The sequence below is a fragment of the Cytobacillus sp. T106 genome, assembly GCF_040492155.1.
Taxonomy (GTDB): Bacteria; Bacillota; Bacilli; order Bacillales; family Cytobacillaceae; genus Bacillus_AB; species Bacillus_AB infantis.
Genome location: NZ_JBEUMK010000003.1, coordinates 260,829 through 278,714 on the forward strand (window position 1 = coordinate 260,829; position 17,886 = coordinate 278,714).

The following is a 17,886-nucleotide window of genomic DNA, read 5'->3' on the forward strand; positions in this document are numbered from 1 at the left end:
TATTTCTTTAAAAATTTTAAAATTTAAATCTATAAAAAACCCTGTAAAGTAAAGCGTTTTCATTTTTTATTTTCAAAAATTGTTTTTTCAGCATAGAAATATATTTAAGAAAGGATGATCAGTTACCCTTCGGGAGCAGGTCCTGGCCGCGGCTTTCCAAGTGAGAAAATATGACTTTGGAAAGCGCTCTTTCCTCAAAAGAGCTCTGCTGCCAAATACGAATAAGGACAGGCTATAATCCCTGTCCCCTGCTGTGCTCTCCTGCCCGGCGGTCGGCTTTATAAACAAAGGCGAAAATTTCTGCCACTGCCTGATACAGCTCCTCCGGGATATTTTCATCTATGTTCAGCTTTCCGAGCAATTCAACCAGTGACGCGTCTTCCTGAATGGGAATATTATGCTCTTTCGCTTTTTCGAGGATATTCTCGGCTGTCAGTCCCTTTCCTTTGGCCTTAACCTTAGGTGCTTCTTGTCCGTCCCTATAGGATAGGGCGACGGCTTCCTTCCTGATCTTCGGGTCCTGCTGTTTCATATTTTTATATCAACTCCGCTGTATTTCCCTGAATCGGACAATGGCTGGTACGCCATCCCTTTTGTTTGCGGCTGGGCACCGCTGCCTTTCTCGAAGACAATGGAAGAAAGCCTGTAATCCAGCTCTTCCAGCCCTTTTTTCAATCCGTCTGTAAAAGGGGCTGCCCACTCCCTGATGCGGCTGTCCCCGTTAAAGACCTTGATCTGCACGATTCTGTTCTGGACCTGGACATCGACTATCGTTTCCTTTAAATGGTCCAAGTCCAGGTAGAAAATGACGCGGCAATAGGCAGGATCGATTCTCCCATCGGCCAGCTTCCTTCCGCTCCATTGCATGGTCATTTCCGCTGTCCTGTTCCACAGCGGGACAGGCAGCTGGAATATATACTGCTGCAGCGGTCCTGTTTCTTGAGCCAATAGCTGGTGTCCCGTCAATTTATTCAGCAATTGCTCCGCAGCCTCTTTGTGCTGAATGGGAGGACCTTCCTTCAGAAACTGCAATAGCATCATTTTAAGTGATTCATTCTTCAAGCCGCTGTCATCCCCGCCCGAGAGGAAGCTGAGCACTGCATGATCGTGGGAATAGCCCAGGCTTTTCAGTATGTGCGTTAACCTGGACTGCAGCAGCCCGTCTCCGGCTGCGGCAGCCGCGGCTGATTTTGCCGAGATTTCGCCAAGCAGTACCTGCCTGGCGTCCATGCTTTTTTCTCCCTGCCCTTCTGGATCGCTTTCAGTTAATAGCTTGATGCTTTCGGACACCTTTTCAAACTCAGGCATTTGCGGATGCAAAATCCGCAGAAGCTGAATGGCTTCTGCCGGCTTCATATCTCTGCCGGCAAGCGCTGAAAAAAGCTGGCCCTTCCATGCTTCTGCAGTTCGTTCCGGCTGCAGGACAGCCGAAGCTGGGCGGCCTGCAGGATCGATATCTGCATCCGAATTCGACATAGAGGCGTTCTGTGCAGTTTTTGCCCCCTCCATCCCTTCTCCTGACTCGTTAGAGGATCTATGCATATTCCCCTGCAATCTGCCGGCAAAAGCCTTTAAGAGGTCTTCCAGGGATCCTGCAGGCCTCCCAGCCTGTCCACTGGAAACAAGAATCCGCTGAAGAAGGTCGGCCTCCTTCAGCCCTTTTGGCAGGGCGCCGGCTGCTTCCAGCAGGTGCCTGGCCCCTTCGGCACGCTTCCCGTCCTGGCTTCCCAGCCATTCTTTCACTAAGAACAAGAGTGATTCTTCCCCCTGCTTCATCTTTAATGAAGCCCCAAGATCTGCCGCCATATGAAGAAGCGCTTTCCCCGAAGTGCCCACACCAGGCTGATCCAGCAGGTCCACAAGCTCTGTGAGAAGGGCTTGGATGGGCTTTCCTCCCTGTGCAGCCATCAAAGAATCCAAAACCCTGCCTGAAACCGGCAGCTGCCTTGCCAGGGCCTGCTTGATTGCTTCAAGCTGATTCTGTGAAGGCCGGCTGCCGCCGAGCCATTCTGCAATCGCGGACAAGCCCTCTTTTGTAATCGGCAGCTGCTCTTTTACCAAAAAAGAAACCATATCAATATTCGTCTTGGCGGCTGCAAGTGCCAGCTTATTAAGCAATACTTCTTCTGCGTTCATTCCCTTTTGTGCTTCAGCACCAGGAAGAAGCCTCAGCCGCGGAGCCCCATCTCCCGGCAGGACCTGCAGCCAGTACCGCTCATTTACCGACAATGCTGTTTCAAGCTGCGCTATCACCTTCTGCCCTCCAATCATGACCTCTGCGGTCTGATTGGGATGAAGCTTAATGACCTTTGCGCTTACGATTTGCCCGGGGTTCAAGGCAAGCGGCTTAGGACCGCCGCTGTTTCTGTTCTGCAGTATTGAACCGACAATATTCAGCGGATCCATTCCTCTTCACCTCTAATACATGCCCTTGATCGGGGCAAAGCTTTTTCGATGTTCATTGATGATCCCGTGCTTTTCAATTGCCTCAAGATGCTGCCGGGTGCCGTAGCCCATATTCCGGCCGAAGCCGTAGTGAGGATACTGCTCGTCAAGTTCCCTCATATACCGGTCCCTCGTTACCTTGGCTATCACAGAGGCAGCAGCAATCGTCACACTTTTGCTGTCGCCTTTTATGACTGCCTCTGCCTGATAGGGAACATCCAGATCAACCGCATCTGTCAGTAAGTAATCCGGCGTACTGCCCATATCTGCCAAGGCCAGGAGCATTGCTTTCTTTGAAGCTTGAAGGATATTAATCCGGTCGATTTCCCCTGCGCTGATGCGGCCGATTCCGACAGCAGAGGCGCCGGACATGATTTCTTTGTAAAACTCGTCCCTTTTTGCTTCAGACAGCTTCTTGGAGTCATCAAGGCCAGGAAGATAAAATCCCTCCGGCAGTATGACTGCTGCTGCGATGACAGGGCCGGCCAGCGGCCCCCTGCCGGCTTCATCCGTGCCTGCAATCATTGTCCAGCCGCTTTTCTTCAGCCTCCGCTCAAATACAGTCATTTCCTGGTACCGGCCGTAAAGCCTGGCCTCCTCGGCCCTTTGCCTGTCCCATCTCGCAAGCAGCTGCTGCACCCCTTTCCGTCCATCAGATTTGAGCTCCCCAAAAAATGGGTCGTTGTCGTCTTTCAGATCCTTCAGCTTCACGCTGATTTCACTGATTGTAAGCTGTTTCATTCCATCCACCCTTATGCCATTATGTAGAAGGAAGGGCCAGTCATCCTGCCGGGCCCTTCCGGATATATATCAAAAAATAAAGGCCCCATGCAGAGGCCTTTATTTATTGCTGCTATTTTATTTTACCATTTTAAAACGGTATTGCGGACAAAAAAAGCCGATTTACTCTGCAGGTTCGCCTGCTGCAAAATCTGACGGATGTTCAAATGATAAAGGGCCAAGCTTTTCTGTCCGGATTTCACGGATGATCAGCTCTGCGACTTTATCATAATCGACTTCGCCCCCGCCCATTAAGCAGCCTCTCAGCCTTCCGATTTTATCGAAGGCTTCTACTGCTTCCTCAGGGAATTCTTCAAGGCTGTATCTTTCCAGCAGCCTTCCAGGATAGTGTTTTTCAAGAAACTTCAGTGCATAAATGGCGATGTCATGAAGATTTAAAATGGTATCCTTTATCGCTCCGGAAAGAGCCAGCTTGAGGCCCACTTCCTGGTCTTCAAATTTCGGCCATAAAATCCCCGGTGTATCCAGGAGTTCCATTTCCTTGCCGGCCTTTATCCACTGCTGTGCTTTCGTCACCCCAGGCATATTGCCTGTTTTGGCAATATTTTTCTTTGCAAGGCGGTTGATGAGCGTTGACTTGCCGACATTCGGGATTCCTACGATCATTCCCCTGATCGCCCTTGGCTTTACACCTTTGGCTCTCATACGGTCAAACTTTTCCTTCAATATTTCCTGTGCTGCAGAGGAGATATCCTTCATGCCGGACCCTGCCTGTGAATTAATGGCAAGCGCTTTGATCCCTCTATCGCTAAAATAGCGGATCCAGGCCTTTGTGGCTTCTTTATCAGCCATATCAGCCTTATTGAGCAGCACAAGCCTCGGTTTATGCTGGATGATCTCGTCGATCATTGGATTTCTTGAAGACTGCGGCAGGCGCGCGTCGACAAGTTCAAAAATAATATCAACAAGCTTCAGCTTTTCTGTGACCTGCCTGCGGGCTTTTGCCATATGCCCTGGAAACCATTGTATTGTCAAGGCTGCCACCCTTTCTGACTAGAATAATTGCTATTTTACGATGCGGAAGTCCTCAAGGGGCCAATAGATGATATTTGTATCCCCAAGCACCTTTTCCATCGGGATGGTGCCGATATGGCGGCTGTCCTTGCTGTAGCGCCGGTTATCGCCCATTACGAAGAGATGGCCCTCCGGCACGGTCTCCTGCCCGATTTTATCTTCAAGTGTAAAAGGCTCTGTCAGCGGCCCGTCGATGACCTCTTTCTTGTATTCATTAAGATACGGCTCCTCGACCGCTTCGCCATTTACATATAAGATATCATCTTTGTATTCGATCCTGTCACCCGGCAGGCCGATTACCCTTTTTATGTAGTCCTTGTTTTCCGGGGCATGAAAGACGATGATGTCGAATCTCTTTGGGTCGCCAATCTTATACGAGAACTTATTCACGATCATCCTGTCCGTATCGTGGAGCGTCGGCATCATCGACAGTCCATCCACCACAATCGGGGCGAATAAGAAATAGCGGATGACAGCCGCAAGGAGCACAGCGATGATCAGCGCCTTTGTCCATTCCCAGAATTCACTTTTGCTCTTTCCCATGTTAGTTCCCACCAATCTCTGCTAAAAGATATATCCAGCGTCCTACTGATTATCTGCATGATTCATTCTTTACATTTACATTATTTCACTTCAATAAACACGATGGGATGTATAATTCCTAGTATTGGCCTATTTTCTGCCATTTAAGCCCCTGCACCTCCAGAGCCCTGAAAAAATCCGGAAGCCAGGCAAGTGCAGCTGCAAAAGGAGATCGGGTGAAAAAAGCCAAATGAAAAAACCCGGCTGGCGCCGAGTTTGGCCAAGGCCGGATCCGGCTGATTAGCACGTCATACTTAACGCTTTTATGTGAAAAAGGAGCTTGATATACAAGCTCCTTCTTCGCAATTGGCGGTGCAGAGCGCACCGCCGCTTTACTTTTATCGGATTTCTTTGATACGAGCTTTTTTACCGCGCAGGTTACGCAGGTAGTAAAGTTTCGCACGGCGTACTTTACCGCGGCGCATAACTTCAAGCTTCGCAATTTTTGGTGTGTGTACAGGGAATGTACGCTCAACGCCTACACCGTAAGAAACTTTACGTACTGTAAAAGTTTCGCTGATTCCACCACCACGACGCTTAATTACAACACCTTCATACACCTGAACACGTTCGCGTGTACCCTCGATAACTTTAACGTGTACACGTACAGTATCACCAGGACGGAACGCAGGAACATCAGCGCGAAGCTGTTCTTTTGTAATTTCTTCGATTAATTTATGCATCGTTTTCAACTCCTTCCAACAGATGCTCTTGCACAGACTTTCTTTATTGCAGCGGAACATCGTTATAAGACCCGGCCGATCACTCAGCCCAAGCCACAAAAACTATCATAACATAAACAATGCCTGTCATCAATAGCTATTATGCTCTTTTTTTATTTCTTCGAGAAGGCGGACCTGCTCTTTTGTCAGCTCTGCCCCTTCAAAGAGATCCGGGCGGCGGAGATAGGTCCTTTTCAGAGACTCTTTCATCCTCCACTCATCAACAAGGCGGTGGTTGCCTGAGGTCAGGATATCAGGCACTTTCATCCCCCTGAAGTCCGCGGGCCTTGTATAATGCGGATGCTCCAGAAATCCGGTGCTGAACGAATCCTTCATATGGGACTCCTCATTTCCGAGGACACCCGGGAGAAGGCGGACGATGCTGTCAATCAGCACCATGGCCCCAAGCTCCCCTCCGGTAAGCACGAAGTCTCCGATAGAGATCTCATCTGTCACAAGATGCTCCCTTATCCGTTCATCGTAGCCTTCATAATGGCCGCACACAAAAATCAAATGATCGAGGGAAGAAAGCTCCTCCGCCTTTTTCTGGGTATAACGCTCACCCTGGGGGCATAGGAGGACGACTCTCGGCTCTCCGCCGCCTGCCTTCACCTTTAAGTCAGCAACCGCGTCAAATATCGGCTGGGGCTTCAGCACCATGCCGGCTCCCCCGCCGTATGGATAATCATCAACCGTTTTATGCTTATTGTCGGCATAGTCCCTGAAATTGACTACATTGTAGCTGACAGCGTTATTTTCTTCTGCCTTCTTCAGGATGCTATGGCCGAAAACACCGCCGAACATCTCGGGAAACAGAGTAAGTACATCGATCTTCATCATGACAGCAAGCCTTCCATCGGTTCAATGATGATGACTTTTTCTTTCACATCCACTTTTTTGACAACATCTTCAATATAAGGGATCAGTATATCTTTCTGCCCCTTTTTGCTGACCACCCACACATCGTTGGCGCCAGGGGTCAGGATTTCCGTTATTTCCCCTATTTCTTCTTCATCAATTGTTTTCACGGTACAGCCGAGGATTTCATGGAAATAATACTCATTTTCCTCCAGCTGCCCCAGCTGATCTTCAGAGACCTTCAATATTGCGCCTTTAAGCTTTTCCGCCTCATTCAGGCTGTCCAGGCCTTCAAAAGTAAGCAGATCAAACGATTTATGCTGTCTGTGTGTTTTTACAGTCAGCTTCACCGGTTCCTCCGAACCCGCCTGGAATAAGAATAAATGGCTGCCTGCCTTATAGCGCTCTTCCGGAAAATCGGTGCGGGATACGACCCTTACTTCGCCCCTGACACCGTGTGTATTGACAATCTTCCCTACATTGAACCACTTTTCCATCTTTGCCGATCACCTCTAGCGAATTTCTTTAACGACTCCATCTTCAATGATGATGGTTTTGTTTGCGGATACCTCATCCCAGGTGTCGCCAATGCCGATCTCCACGACAGCCTGAACTTCTTTTTCCTTCAGTTCACTGCCTAATGGTAGCATATGTAGTTGTTCTATTTGAAACTCCAGCAGCTTGATCTTTTCTTTGCGCCTGTCTGTTTCTTTTTCAAAATTGGCAGTCAGGCCTGCCTGCTGGAACTTTTTCGATTTCTCTATCTTTCTCGCTTCAAAGCGAAGCTGTTCACATTCTTTCAAAAGCTGTGTTTTTCTTTCCATATAGGTTTCAAGAAGCTTCCTTTTGCTTTTTTCGGTTAAGATCTGTTTAACTGTGGCGGTTTGAAGTATTTTCACCCTTAAGCCTCCTTCAGCGTCCTGGTACCGAACCAACTTCTAAAAGCTTCTGAATGGTAAAAAAAGGAGGGGATCCCCCTCCTTTTCTAATTCCTCCGGCCATGCCTCGGGAAGGTTCATTCAGTTATTTCCAAGAAAATTCTTTTTTGCTGTGATGATCCTGCTGCATACACAACAGTCCGTATCGATTTAGCGACGCGCCCTTGCTTCCCGATCACTTTCCCCATGTCACTCTTGTTGACAGAAAGCTGATAGGTAACGCGGTGGTCATCTTCCCGGACATCCACCCGGACATCATCGGGAAAATCAACCAGGGGCTTAACGATCGTTTCGATAAGCTCTTTCATCACGCGCAGAATTACTTGCCGTTCTTAGCGTTATGGAATTTCTCCATAATGCCTTCTTTAGAGAACAGGTTGCGTACTGTGTCAGAAGGCTTAGCGCCATCGTTCATCCATTTAAGAGCAAGCTCTTCGTTGATTTCAACCTTAGCAGGCTGTGCAACTGGATTGTAAGTTCCAACTGTTTCAATGAAACGTCCGTCACGAGGAGAACGAGAATCTGCTACTACAATACGATAGAAAGGGGATTTTTTAGCTCCCATACGTTTTAAGCGAATTTTTACTGCCATGTTAAATAAGCACCTCCGAATAGTTTCACACAAGATAGTATAATATCAATAGATAAATGGTTTGTAAAGTGTTTTTTCTTTACATGTTATAAAAACTTGATTCCCGCGGCTTTTCAGCCGTGCTTTTGAGCATGCCGGGACATGCTTTCCAGGTGCAGAGGGACAAAAATCAAAACGGATTGAAAGGCAGCTTGAAGCCTTTCTTTTTCCCCTTTTGCTGCATTCCTGTCATCTGCTTCATCATTTTTTTCATATCCTCGAACTGCTTGAGAAGACGGTTCACTTCGGGTACGGTCCTGCCGCTGCCCTTCGCAATCCTCTTCCGGCGGTTCGCGTTGATGATTTCCGGATGTGTCTTCTCTTCCTTTGTCATCGATTTGATGATGGCCTCGACATGCGCGATCTGCTTTTCATCGATCTGCATATTATTAAGCCCCTTGATTTTGTTGGCGCCGGGCATCATTTTCAGAATTTCATCCAGCGGCCCCATATTGCGGACCTGGCCAAGCTGGTCAAGGAAGTCATCAAAGGTAAAGGAAGCAGTCCGCATTTTCTTTTCGAGCTCTTTTGCCTTTTCTTCATCAACATTGGATTGAGCCTTCTCGATCAGGGTGAGGACATCTCCCATGCCGAGTATCCGGGACGCCATTCTTTCCGGATGGAAGGCTTCAATTGCATCCATCTTTTCCCCGAGTCCGACGAATTTGATCGGCGTGCTGGTAACAGAACGGATGGAAAGCGCAGCTCCCCCCCGTGTATCGCCGTCAAGCTTTGTCAGTACAACGCCTGTCAGCCCCAGCTGCTCGTTGAAGCTCTGGGCGACATTCACTGCATCCTGCCCTGTCATTGCATCTACGACAAGGAAGATCTCATCCGGCTTGGAAAGCTCCTTGATCTGTTTGAGCTCATCCATGAGGGCTTCATCCACATGAAGGCGCCCTGCCGTATCGATCAGCACATAATCATGGTGGTCTTCCTTCGCCTTGGCGATGGCCTGCCTGGCTATCTCAACAGGCGAGACCTGGTCGCCGAGAGAGAATACAGGCATATTGATCTGTTTGCCGAGCGTTTCAAGCTGTTTGATGGCAGCCGGACGGTAGATGTCCGCGGCCACCAGCAGCGGATTGCGGTTATGCTTTTTACGGAGTAGGTTCGCAAGCTTCCCTGTGGTGGTCGTTTTACCGGCACCCTGGAGCCCGACCATCATGATCACGGTCGGCGGGCGATTGGATACCGCCACTTTGCTCTGCTCCCCGCCCATCAGTTCGGTAAGCTCCTCTTTAACAACCTTTATAACCTGCTGGCCCGGCGTCAGGCTCTTCAGCACTTCCTGGCCGATTGAACGCTCGCTGACCTTTTTCACAAACTCTTTGACAACCTTAAAGTTGACGTCTGCTTCCAAAAGGGCCAGGCGCACTTCGCGCATCATCTCTTTGACGTCCGCCTCGGATACTTTCCCTTTGCCGCGGATCTTCTGTATCGTATTTTGCAGTCGGTCGGCTAATCCTTCAAATGCCATATATGCCGCCTCCTAATCTAATTTCTCTAGCTCAGCCACTGCTTCCATCAGAAATTGATGGGAAGGACTGCCTTCTTCAAGAAAAGTTCTCATTTCGCGAATAAGTTTGCTGCGCTGTTGAAATTTATGAAATAACAGCAGCTTTTCTTCATATTCCTCCAGCATTGCTTCGGTACGCTTGATATTATCGTACACTGCCTGCCGGCTGACGTCATATTCCTCGGCAATCTCACCGAGCGAATAATCATCCAGATAATACAGGGACATATAGCTCCGCTGCTTCGGCGTCAACAACGACTGATAAAAGTCATACAGATAGTTCATCCTCGTCGTCTTCTCCAGCATAGCTCATTCCCCCTTGTTAAGTGAAAAGCCTTTACAATAAAACAGTTTACACAGAACCCCAAACTGTGTCAAGAAAATCCGGGCCCGGCGCCGCTTCTTCGGCCTTTGTCAGCGTTTCCTCTTTTTGGCTTCCAGCAGGCGTTTCATTCTCTCTTCCCGCTCATCCGGACTGATGCTTGCTCCGGAGCGTCCTTTTGGTTTCCGGACCTCACCCTGCCGCGCGGCGGGCTCTGCTACCTGAGCGCGGGACTCCGGAACCCGGACGCCTTTCTGCCGGTCGGCCGCCCGCACTTTGGCGGCTGTTTTCTCTAATGGCCGGCTTCCACCGGCCGCTGCAGCCTTCCTGGTCCTTCGTCTGTCCGGAATCAGCCTGAGCCCGAACCTCCTGGCCGCTATCTCCGCAAAGAAGAGGAGGAATGCAGCAAGAAGCAGCCATTCACTGATTGATGCCTTTTCAAAACTTCCTGCCTTCAGCGGGCGGAATGCCTCCTTGCCTTCTTCGAGCCGCTCTCCTCCCGTCAAGGCAGAGATCTCCTTAAGGAGTCCTTCATTTTCTTTTTGCATCAAATATTCTTCTGAATACGGGAGAGTAAAGCCGGTTTTATAGGTCCTTGTTTCTCCCGACAGGCTTTGCTGGCTGATATTGACATAAAACATGCCAGGCTCTGAAGGCATTTTAATTTCGTACTTGCCGGGAGCTGCCAGTTTAGTGCTTGCATCAATTTTTTCCCCGCTATCTGAAATAACTGCTATTTCTGCAGGGAGGGCGGCCTTGCTGTTTCCTTCAAGCAAAACGGCAGTTTCTTCGTTTTCTCTTCGGACTGAAAGGCTGTAAGCTTCGCTCTCATATTTTGGAAGTGAAATGCTGGCGAGTTTATTGATGAACTGCGGCCATTTTTCCCAGCGGGCCCAGTCCCCCGACCATTTTCCGCTTATATCCGAAGTAAAGGCGATCGTATGGCCGATGCCATACTGCCATTGAGCCAGGATCGGATCCTCTTTCTCACTGAGAAGGGGGACCTCTGCACCCTGTTTGGCTTCAGAAGCAATATAGGCATTCATCTGCGGAACGCCGCCTGCAAAAAAATCGCCCCATTCCGGATACGGCCGCAAAGATGGATAAAAAGGATTGTCTTCGATATATGTTCTCGTCGCCATAACAGTTTCCCTTGATAGAATGCTCGGAATCACCGATGAATCCGTGACATCGTAGAAGCGCCCGGCACCAAGCCCAGCCAGCTCTTCCAGCAGATTCCGGTCGGCATCGCTTCCAAGCGCCACAGTCGATAGAGTAATATTGTTTTCTTTCCCCGTCTCTATCATGCTTTCATAATCAGTGCTCCTGGCAGACTGCCCGTCTGTCAGGAGGATGATATGCTTCCGCTGGAGCTTAAGGTTCTCCAGCTCTTCGTATGCTTTTTCGAGGGAAGTAAAGATCTCCGTGCCTCCCCCGGGAGTGACTGAGCCAATTTTGTCCACCGCGTCCTTTTTATCTTCAAGCGGTCCGGTTTCCACGATGACCCACGGCCGGTCATCAAATGCTATGAATCCCAAAGTATCTTTCTCTCGCAAGAGTTCAACTGATCTTGCTGCCGCCTCTTTTGCCAGTTCCAGCTTGCTCCCTGCCATGCTTCCAGAACGGTCCATTACAATCATAAGGCCGAGGGAGGGCATTTCCTTCTTCCCTTTAATATCCATGTTGACAGGCAGCAGCTTTTCAATCGGCGTTTTGAAATAGCCGCCAAGACCAAAGCTGTTCTCTCCCCCCGCCATAATGAATCCTGAGCCAAATTCCTTTACAGCCTTTTCGATAAGCATCATCTGATTCTCGGAAACCACCGTTGCCGGTAAATTATTGAAAATGATGGACTGATAGGGAAGAAACCCGGAAAGTGAGGTAGGCAGTTTTTCCGGTACGATGGAATCGGCCAGAAGTCCTGACCCGTCCAGTATGTTTTCAAGCTGGCTTTTTTCCTGCTCTACGATCAAAACCTTGGGAGTCCCTTTAATATTGACAGCAGACTGAAGGCTATTGTTTTCTATGAATCCATCCCCTTCAGCGGAAATTTCAGCCTTGATTGCGGATAAGCCTGTTTCATCGATTTTGTGCTTGAAGGTATAGACATTTTTTCCTTCTTTAACCGTGATACTCTCTTTCAGGACTTCCCGGCTGTTTACAGAAAGCCTTAAATCAGCTTCTTTTGAAGAATTGCTGTCTATCGCCATTGTGATGGATGCTTCTTCACCTTCATATAAGGCCGGAGGGACTTCCAGGCTGGAAATGGACATGTCCTCTTTCCTGCTGCTGTCCAGCAGGACATAATCAAGCTCTATCCCCCGGTTCTTCAAAAGCTTTGCCGCTTCACGGCTGCTTCCGGCCGTTTCCCTTCCGTCTGATAAAAGGACAATCCTCCCAGGGGTTTCCTCCGGCATGAGAGTCGAAGCCAGCTGAATGCCTGCCTCGAGATTCGTTTCACCCTTCCCGGTGTCAGTACTGAACTCCCGGAACTCCCCCTTCATACTGGCCAGAGAGCTTTCAGCAGCAGCTGTTTCTCCAGCCGAGATCACGGCATATGAATCTTCCTTTCCTTTGGACTGAATTCCGGCATCGATGAAATCCAGCAGCTCTCCTTCCCTGCCCTGCACACTGGCAGAGCGGTCGGCGATGAAAACCACCGTTTTTCCCGGAGCAGGCAGTCTGATTGAAGGGACAGCCAGCGCAAAGGCAAGCAGAATGAACACGATGGCCCTCATCACAGCTGCTCCCTTCCTATTTCCCCTGCCCTTTGCTGTCTTGATGTACAAGAATACCAGGAGCAGGGAAGGAATGATGAGCAAAAGCATAAAAGGATGTTTAAATTCTATTCCCACGCCTGAACACCTCCCATTCTGCTGCTATCAGGATGAAAGCGAATAATGCGAGCCAAAACCAAAGTCCGTCCTGCTCTTTTTCCTCATAGCCATTTGAAGCACTTTTATCATTCATTGTAAAGGAAGAGGCATGCCTGGCAGCTTTTTCCCTGTCATCAAGCAGGACAGAGAAAAAATAATGTTCTTCCCCTGCGGCAGCCTGGTAGACTCCCGGCTTATAGGGAGCAGCAAAGTTTTCCTTTGCCAGATCCAGTGAATATAGATTTTCGTTTACATCATTGTAAATATCCAGTGAACCAGAGCCAGCCCCTGCATTGAGCCACTTCTCTTCCCCTGGTGAAAAATAGCCAAGAAAATCTGACTGGGCAGCCAGCCATTGATAGGCATTATACAAGAAGACCGGAAAACCGGGCTGCAATGGCCAATCAGAATCTTCCAAAGCGAAATTGATCAGCAAAGCCGGAGTCCCATTCTGTGTTCCCTTCTGGATCAGAGGGCGCCCGCCTGACTGCAGGAGGGTTTCCCAATCACCTTTAAGCGGCTCGTACGAGGAATCAATGAAAATACTCTCGGCCCCCACATGTTCAAGAATCGGATCATCCGCGGCCTCCGGCAGTTCTTCCAGCTTTTCCCTTCCCGTTTCCGCATTGAAGATGATTACAGGCCTTCCCTCTGCCGCTTCAAGGCTACCGGCATCTGTAAGGTATATGCCTTCTTCCCCGGCTGCAGCTGTTGAAGGATCGGCCTGAACCAGTTCAGCACCCCATGTTTCAAAGCCTTTCAGCACAAATGGACTGATGCTGCCAACGGCAATCACCTTTTGGCTCGGCTCATTATAGATCGCTGTCAGCTCATTGTCGGCTTGATAAGCATCATCCGCCTTTATTTCTGCCTTATAATACGGATGCTCGGGGAGTCCGGGAATCTGGACTACAGTTTGCCCGTTTCCTTCAATCTCCACTTCCTGTTCAAAGAGCACCTGGCCCTCATATAGTATCCGGAAGGAAAAAGCGGCCTCCTCCGCTGACTGGTTCTCAACGGAAGCCCCTCCGGCAATCCCCTCGCCTTCCCGGACAACACCAAAAGATAAAAGCGCAAGATTCTGCCCTTCTTTTCCGAAATTATGGACTTCTGTATAATTTCCTTCATCCAGGGCCGCGGCTGCTTCTTTTTCAAATCCATCAGAAAATATGTATATAGCTGAATTCTCTGCATCTGCCAAAGAATTGGCCAGCTGCAGCGCTTTAGTCATGTTTTCATGCTCATAAGTAATTTCAAGAGCATTGATTGACTTTTTAACAGCAGCTTTCTCCTTTTCCCCCGACAGGAGGATCTCCGGATTCTCCCCGGCTCTTATCAGAGTAACCTCCTGGCCGGCCATGCTGCCGGCAAGCGAAAGCATCTTCTCCCTTGCCTTCTCAAAGACCGGTTCACCATCTCTTTCAGCAAGCATGGATGCAGAGGGATCGACAACAAATATCAAGCGGCTCCCCTTTAATTCTTCTCCTAACCAGTAAGGCCGGACCAGCGCGAACAGCAGCAGCAGCAGGGCGAGAAGCTGCAGCCAGAATAATAGATTCTGCTGAAGCTTCTTCAGCCAGGGCGATGCCTGCCACTCATTCACTGCCTCCACCCAAAGCATATTGGAAGGAATGATTTTCTCATCAAACTGCTTCCGGAAAAAGTAGAATAATATAAAGGCGATGATAAAAAAGCCTAATAAAAAATAGATCGGGCTAAAAAAGAGCATCGTGTTTCACCTCAATTCAACATGCCTTTACCAGGCAGGATGCGCAATAAAATGGTCTGAATGTCTGTGTCAGCTGTAATCGGTACAAACTGCCCCCCATATTTCCTGCAGGCCGCCTCAAGCTGCCTGCCATGCTCTTCCAGCCTCTTCTTATATCCATCAACAATCACGGGATTCATACTGACATTAACAGAAGTACTGCATTCGCTGTCAATCAGCCTGATATCTCCACTGTAATTCGGCTCGGCTTCCTCCTTAGCCAGAATCTGCAGCAGCCAGAAATCCTGCTTCATGGCCCCTATCCTTTTCATTGCAGACTCAAGAACGCTGAGCGGCTCCATAGTGTCGGTAATGAGGATGGACAGCTGCTGGTTTTTTTGCAGGGCACGGCTTAAATGGTCTGAATAACCCTCATTGATTCCGGCACCTTCCAGCTGGAGGATTTCTGCATATACCTGCTTGCTGTAATTGGCTCCTTTTCTTCTGAGAGAGGCTTTACTTCCAGAGGGCAAAGAGGCGAAATAGAGCCTGTCTCCACCTGAAAGGGCGATATAGCAGAGTGAGGCGGCCAATTCTTTAGCCAGCTTCCATTTTTGGTCAATGCTTTGCATGGAAGAGGATGTGTCCAGATAAACAGCAGCTGAAATCTCCTGTTCATCGAGGAACCGCTTTATATAATGCTTTTGGGTGCGACCGAAAACATTCCAGTCGATTTGCCTGACATCGTCTCCCGGCTGATAGAGCCTGAAATCGGAAAATTCAAGAGAAGAACCAAAGCCGCTGGACTGCCTTGTCCCTTTATGGGCGCCGCGCTTCTTCGTTTTGACCTGCAGGCGCTTTTTCTGCAGCCTTGAAAGAAGTCCGCCTCCTTTATGCATGCTGACGGCCATCCCTGGCAGGATTTCTGGATTCGACCAGATCCCGGATGATTTCATCTGCCGAAATGCCGCTGCTGTCAGCTTCAAAGTTTACGATGAGGCGGTGGCGGAGCACCGGGAGCGCTGCCTTCCTTAAATCTCCCATGGAAACATGGTATCTCCCCTGTGACATTGCCCTTGCTTTCGCCATCATGATCAGGCTCTGCAGTCCCCTTGGGCCGCTCCCGAACTGGATGTACTGCCTGACCATCCCCGTTGCATCCGGCGACTCTGGATGTGTGGCTGAAATGATCGATACAGCTGCATCAATCATTTCTTCACTGACCAGAATCTCCTTCGCCAAAGCCTGGATCTCCAATACATCTTTTTTTGCAGCTGCTTTTTGAACGGAGGCAGTCCGGGTCCCTGTCGTCCTTAATACGATCTCTTTCAATTCTTCCTTCGTCGGGTATGAGACCTGAATTTTGCATATGAACCTGTCCAGCTGTGCTTCAGGAAGAGGATAGGTCCCTTCCATATCAATCGGGTTCTGGGTAGCCAGAACAAAGAATGGGCGGTCCATCATTTTTGTCTCACCCATGATTGTGACTGTTTTTTCCCCCATCGCTTCTAGCAGCGAACTTTGTGTTTTCGGCGTCGCACGGTTGATTTCATCTGCGAGAATGATGTTTCCAAATAAAGGCCCTTCATGAAAAACAAAAGCTTGCTTCCCGCTCCCGTCAGGCTGCAGAAGCATGGTTCCTGTTATATCGGATGGCATGAGGTCAGGAGTGAACTGGATCCGCGAAAACTTCAGATCCATGCTTTCCGATATTGTCTTGACCAGCATGGTCTTCCCCATGCCGGGGAGGCCTTCAAGCAGTACATGGCCGCCGGCGATGATGCTCCACAGCACCTGATCGATCACGTCCTCCTGCCCGACGATAAATGACCTGATTTCTTCCTTCACTTTATCCAGGATAGCAGCTGCTTCTTTAAATTGGTTTGCCTTCTCTTCAATTGACGCCATATTTCTCACTCTCCATCAGGATCTATATTTGTAAAATAGTTCTTTACGATTTCTGCCAGTTCATCAGGCAGCTTGTAGCGCTCAGAGCTTTCCCGGTAAGATCTTTCATAAGATTCATAGACTTCGCTGTACGGCCTGGCGCTCCCCCGCAGGATGGGCCCGGCTCCCTCGCTTTGTCCGGCCGGCCCTCCATCGCCTAATTGGCCTGAATCAGTTTCCGTATTCACCTGGCCCGTAATCCTTTCCGGCACAGTCAGGAGCTCCCTCGAGCCTTGGCCAAGTCCGGCACCTGATCCCATTCCGCCTGAGCCTGAACCCGATCCGCCTGAGCCTGAGCCTGAGCCTGAACCTGAACCTGAACCTGAACCTGAGCCGGTGCCTGAGCCTGAGCCGCTTCCGGATCCATTCCCGGCGTTTCCTTTGCCAGGCTGCTGGGCGCCCGGGCCTGTGCTCTGGCCAGGACTCTGCCCGGGGGCGGGCTGTCCGGTGGATCCTGAGAGAGCCAGCTGTCCCGGATTCATTCCATTAGCAGACATTTGGCTGTGGAGTTTTGTCCCTGCCTGGCCGACAGCCTGCTGTGCGGCAGCGAGCCTGGACAATGCATCGGAGGAGTTTAAGGCTTGCTCCAGCTGCTGTGCCAGCTTATCGAGCTCTTCATCTGTCAAAGGCCCGTCCTTTTGAGCCAGCTCCTGGAGAGCTTCTTTTTGCTTATCTGAAAGTTCCTCCAGATTTTTCTGCAGTTCCTTCAGCTCATCCATCGCTTTGTTCAGGTCTTTGTTATCCAGTGCAGCCGCAAGGGAGCTTAAGCCGGCATTATCAAGCCGGCTTTTAGTTTCTTCTAGCTTCCTTTGCCTTTCCTGCTCCTTCATTTTCTGCAGCTCCAGCGACTTATTCTTTTTTTCAAGCTCTTTCAAAGCCTCTGCGGCAGAGTCAAGCTTGCTGATTTCTTCTGCCGTTTCCTCTATCAGCTTCCTTGTTTCCGGATTCTTCTCTTTCTCTGCTTTTTCATTGAGCTGTTTTTCAGCGGATTCTACAATTTCTTTTTCTTTGTCAAGCTGGCTTGCTCTTTCCATTTTCGTGCTGGGAAGAAAAGCGGCGGCTGAAACGGCGAGAAGAACAGCCAGCGCTCCGAGGAACCATTTAGGGTAGAAGAACTGCTTTTTGCGTTTCAGGACAGATGCCTGGTCCCTCTTCATATAAGCTAAGGCCTCTTCAAGCTGCAGCAGCTCCATTAGCCCTTCGCTGTTCAATAGTGAGTATGCCGTAAGCACCCTGTCATCAGGTACAAAGCGGTTGTAAACGGCAGCTGCCTCCCGAAAGCCCGGCTTCCGGATCCAGAACCTCCAGAAAGAAAAAGATAGAGACGCAAAAGCAGCTGCAAAAAGATATACCGGCAGATTTGTGATGACCACCGTCCGGGCCAAAAGCAGGACGATAAGTATGGAGGCACCTCCGTAAAAAAGGAGAAGCTGAAGCTCCTTCATTGCAGCTGCAAAGAGAAGCTGGCGCCGGACAGGCTTCAGCAGATTTAAGAACTGCTCCCTGTTTTGTTTGGCCATACG

The 17,886-nt window shown here is 49.5% G+C and carries 18 protein-coding genes; all 18 read right to left on the reverse strand.

The window, feature by feature from the left end:
* Positions 1-232 precede the first annotated feature (232 nt).
* The gene (locus ABU165_RS08940) at positions 233-532 is read right to left on the reverse strand and encodes an EscU/YscU/HrcU family type III secretion system export apparatus switch protein (protein WP_009795919.1); all 300 of its coding nucleotides are present in this window, start codon (positions 530-532) and stop codon (positions 233-235) included.
* Positions 529-2,406: a hypothetical protein gene (locus tag ABU165_RS08945; RefSeq protein WP_311224519.1), complete on the reverse strand. Its 1,878-nt coding sequence runs from the start codon at positions 2,404-2,406 to the stop codon at positions 529-531. Before ABU165_RS08945 ends, ABU165_RS08940 begins: the two co-directional genes overlap by 4 nt.
* Positions 2,407-2,418: 12 nt before the next feature.
* Positions 2,419-3,186, reverse strand: a complete 768-nt coding sequence (locus ABU165_RS08950) for a ribonuclease HII (RefSeq protein ID WP_101547482.1) — start codon at positions 3,184-3,186, stop codon at positions 2,419-2,421.
* Positions 3,187-3,348: 162 nt separating this feature from the next.
* Positions 3,349-4,221, reverse strand: a complete 873-nt coding sequence (ylqF, locus tag ABU165_RS08955) for a ribosome biogenesis GTPase YlqF (protein ID WP_035403507.1) — start codon at positions 4,219-4,221, stop codon at positions 3,349-3,351.
* Between the two features lie 30 nt (positions 4,222-4,251).
* On the reverse strand, positions 4,252-4,803 hold the full coding sequence (gene lepB / locus ABU165_RS08960) for a signal peptidase I (RefSeq protein ID WP_318060105.1): 552 nt from the start codon (positions 4,801-4,803) through the stop codon (positions 4,252-4,254).
* Between the two features lie 377 nt (positions 4,804-5,180).
* Positions 5,181-5,525: a 50S ribosomal protein L19 gene (rplS, locus tag ABU165_RS08965; RefSeq protein WP_009795926.1), complete on the reverse strand. Its 345-nt coding sequence runs from the start codon at positions 5,523-5,525 to the stop codon at positions 5,181-5,183.
* A gap of 129 nt (positions 5,526-5,654) precedes the next feature.
* A complete protein-coding gene (trmD, locus tag ABU165_RS08970; RefSeq protein WP_094767475.1) occupies positions 5,655-6,404 on the reverse strand; it encodes a tRNA (guanosine(37)-N1)-methyltransferase TrmD in 750 nt (249 codons plus the stop codon).
* Positions 6,401-6,919, reverse strand: coding sequence for a ribosome maturation factor RimM (rimM, locus tag ABU165_RS08975; RefSeq protein ID WP_248137940.1), 519 nt, complete (start codon positions 6,917-6,919; stop codon positions 6,401-6,403). The genes trmD and rimM overlap by 4 nt, the downstream gene beginning before the upstream one ends.
* A 15-nt stretch (positions 6,920-6,934) precedes the next feature.
* On the reverse strand, positions 6,935-7,321 hold the full coding sequence (locus tag ABU165_RS08980; protein WP_009795929.1) for a YlqD family protein: 387 nt from the start codon (positions 7,319-7,321) through the stop codon (positions 6,935-6,937).
* A gap of 116 nt (positions 7,322-7,437) precedes the next feature.
* On the reverse strand, positions 7,438-7,668 hold the full coding sequence (locus ABU165_RS08985; protein WP_009795930.1) for a KH domain-containing protein: 231 nt from the start codon (positions 7,666-7,668) through the stop codon (positions 7,438-7,440).
* Positions 7,669-7,679: 11 nt separating this feature from the next.
* A complete protein-coding gene (gene rpsP / locus ABU165_RS08990) occupies positions 7,680-7,952 on the reverse strand; it encodes a 30S ribosomal protein S16 (RefSeq protein ID WP_009795931.1) in 273 nt (90 codons plus the stop codon).
* A 169-nt stretch (positions 7,953-8,121) separates the two neighbouring features.
* On the reverse strand, positions 8,122-9,471 hold the full coding sequence (gene ffh, locus ABU165_RS08995) for a signal recognition particle protein (RefSeq protein WP_009795932.1): 1,350 nt from the start codon (positions 9,469-9,471) through the stop codon (positions 8,122-8,124).
* Positions 9,472-9,483: 12 nt separating this feature from the next.
* Complete coding sequence (locus tag ABU165_RS09000; protein ID WP_009795933.1) at positions 9,484-9,816, reverse strand: putative DNA-binding protein; 333 nt, start codon at positions 9,814-9,816, stop codon at positions 9,484-9,486.
* 108 nt (positions 9,817-9,924) lie between these two features.
* The gene (locus ABU165_RS09005; protein ID WP_318060106.1) at positions 9,925-12,687 is read right to left on the reverse strand and encodes a VWA domain-containing protein; all 2,763 of its coding nucleotides are present in this window, start codon (positions 12,685-12,687) and stop codon (positions 9,925-9,927) included.
* Positions 12,671-14,437 carry a vWA domain-containing protein gene (locus tag ABU165_RS09010; protein WP_318060107.1) on the reverse strand — a complete coding sequence of 589 codons (1,767 nt, stop codon included), beginning with the start codon at positions 14,435-14,437 and terminating at the stop codon, positions 12,671-12,673. The genes ABU165_RS09005 and ABU165_RS09010 overlap by 17 nt, the downstream gene beginning before the upstream one ends.
* Positions 14,438-14,448: 11 nt before the next feature.
* Positions 14,449-15,315 (reverse strand): DUF58 domain-containing protein, encoded by an 867-nt coding sequence (locus tag ABU165_RS09015; RefSeq protein ID WP_022543709.1) that lies wholly within the window; start codon positions 15,313-15,315, stop codon positions 14,449-14,451.
* Entirely contained in the window at positions 15,308-16,324 is a 1,017-nt protein-coding gene (locus tag ABU165_RS09020) for an AAA family ATPase (protein ID WP_009795937.1), read from the reverse strand. The genes ABU165_RS09015 and ABU165_RS09020 overlap by 8 nt, the downstream gene beginning before the upstream one ends.
* Before the next feature lie 5 nt (positions 16,325-16,329).
* On the reverse strand, positions 16,330-17,883 hold the full coding sequence (locus ABU165_RS09025; RefSeq protein WP_318060108.1) for a hypothetical protein: 1,554 nt from the start codon (positions 17,881-17,883) through the stop codon (positions 16,330-16,332).
* Between the last annotated feature and the right edge of the window lie 3 nt (positions 17,884-17,886).

What these genes read in the sequence shown, in the direction of transcription:
- ABU165_RS08940 (WP_009795919.1), bottom strand. Translation starts at nt 532, where the DNA reads ATGAAACAGCAGGACCCGAAGATCAGGAAGGAAGCCGTCGCCCTATCC.
- ABU165_RS08945 (WP_311224519.1), bottom strand. Translation starts at nt 2,406, where the DNA reads ATGGATCCGCTGAATATTGTCGGTTCAATACTGCAGAACAGAAACAGC.
- ABU165_RS08950 (WP_101547482.1), bottom strand. Translation starts at nt 3,186, where the DNA reads ATGAAACAGCTTACAATCAGTGAAATCAGCGTGAAGCTGAAGGATCTG.
- lepB (WP_318060105.1), bottom strand. Translation starts at nt 4,803, where the DNA reads ATGGGAAAGAGCAAAAGTGAATTCTGGGAATGGACAAAGGCGCTGATC.
- rplS (WP_009795926.1), bottom strand. Translation starts at nt 5,525, where the DNA reads ATGCATAAATTAATCGAAGAAATTACAAAAGAACAGCTTCGCGCTGAT.
- trmD (WP_094767475.1), bottom strand. Translation starts at nt 6,404, where the DNA reads ATGATGAAGATCGATGTACTTACTCTGTTTCCCGAGATGTTCGGCGGT.
- rimM (WP_248137940.1), bottom strand. Translation starts at nt 6,919, where the DNA reads ATGGAAAAGTGGTTCAATGTAGGGAAGATTGTCAATACACACGGTGTC.
- ABU165_RS08985 (WP_009795930.1), bottom strand. Translation starts at nt 7,668, where the DNA reads ATGAAAGAGCTTATCGAAACGATCGTTAAGCCCCTGGTTGATTTTCCC.
- rpsP (WP_009795931.1), bottom strand. Translation starts at nt 7,952, where the DNA reads ATGGCAGTAAAAATTCGCTTAAAACGTATGGGAGCTAAAAAATCCCCT.
- ffh (WP_009795932.1), bottom strand. Translation starts at nt 9,471, where the DNA reads ATGGCATTTGAAGGATTAGCCGACCGACTGCAAAATACGATACAGAAG.
- ABU165_RS09000 (WP_009795933.1), bottom strand. Translation starts at nt 9,816, where the DNA reads ATGCTGGAGAAGACGACGAGGATGAACTATCTGTATGACTTTTATCAG.
- ABU165_RS09010 (WP_318060107.1), bottom strand. Translation starts at nt 14,437, where the DNA reads ATGCTCTTTTTTAGCCCGATCTATTTTTTATTAGGCTTTTTTATCATC.
- ABU165_RS09015 (WP_022543709.1), bottom strand. Translation starts at nt 15,315, where the DNA reads ATGCATAAAGGAGGCGGACTTCTTTCAAGGCTGCAGAAAAAGCGCCTG.
- ABU165_RS09020 (WP_009795937.1), bottom strand. Translation starts at nt 16,324, where the DNA reads ATGGCGTCAATTGAAGAGAAGGCAAACCAATTTAAAGAAGCAGCTGCT.
- ABU165_RS09025 (WP_318060108.1), bottom strand. Translation starts at nt 17,883, where the DNA reads ATGGCCAAACAAAACAGGGAGCAGTTCTTAAATCTGCTGAAGCCTGTC.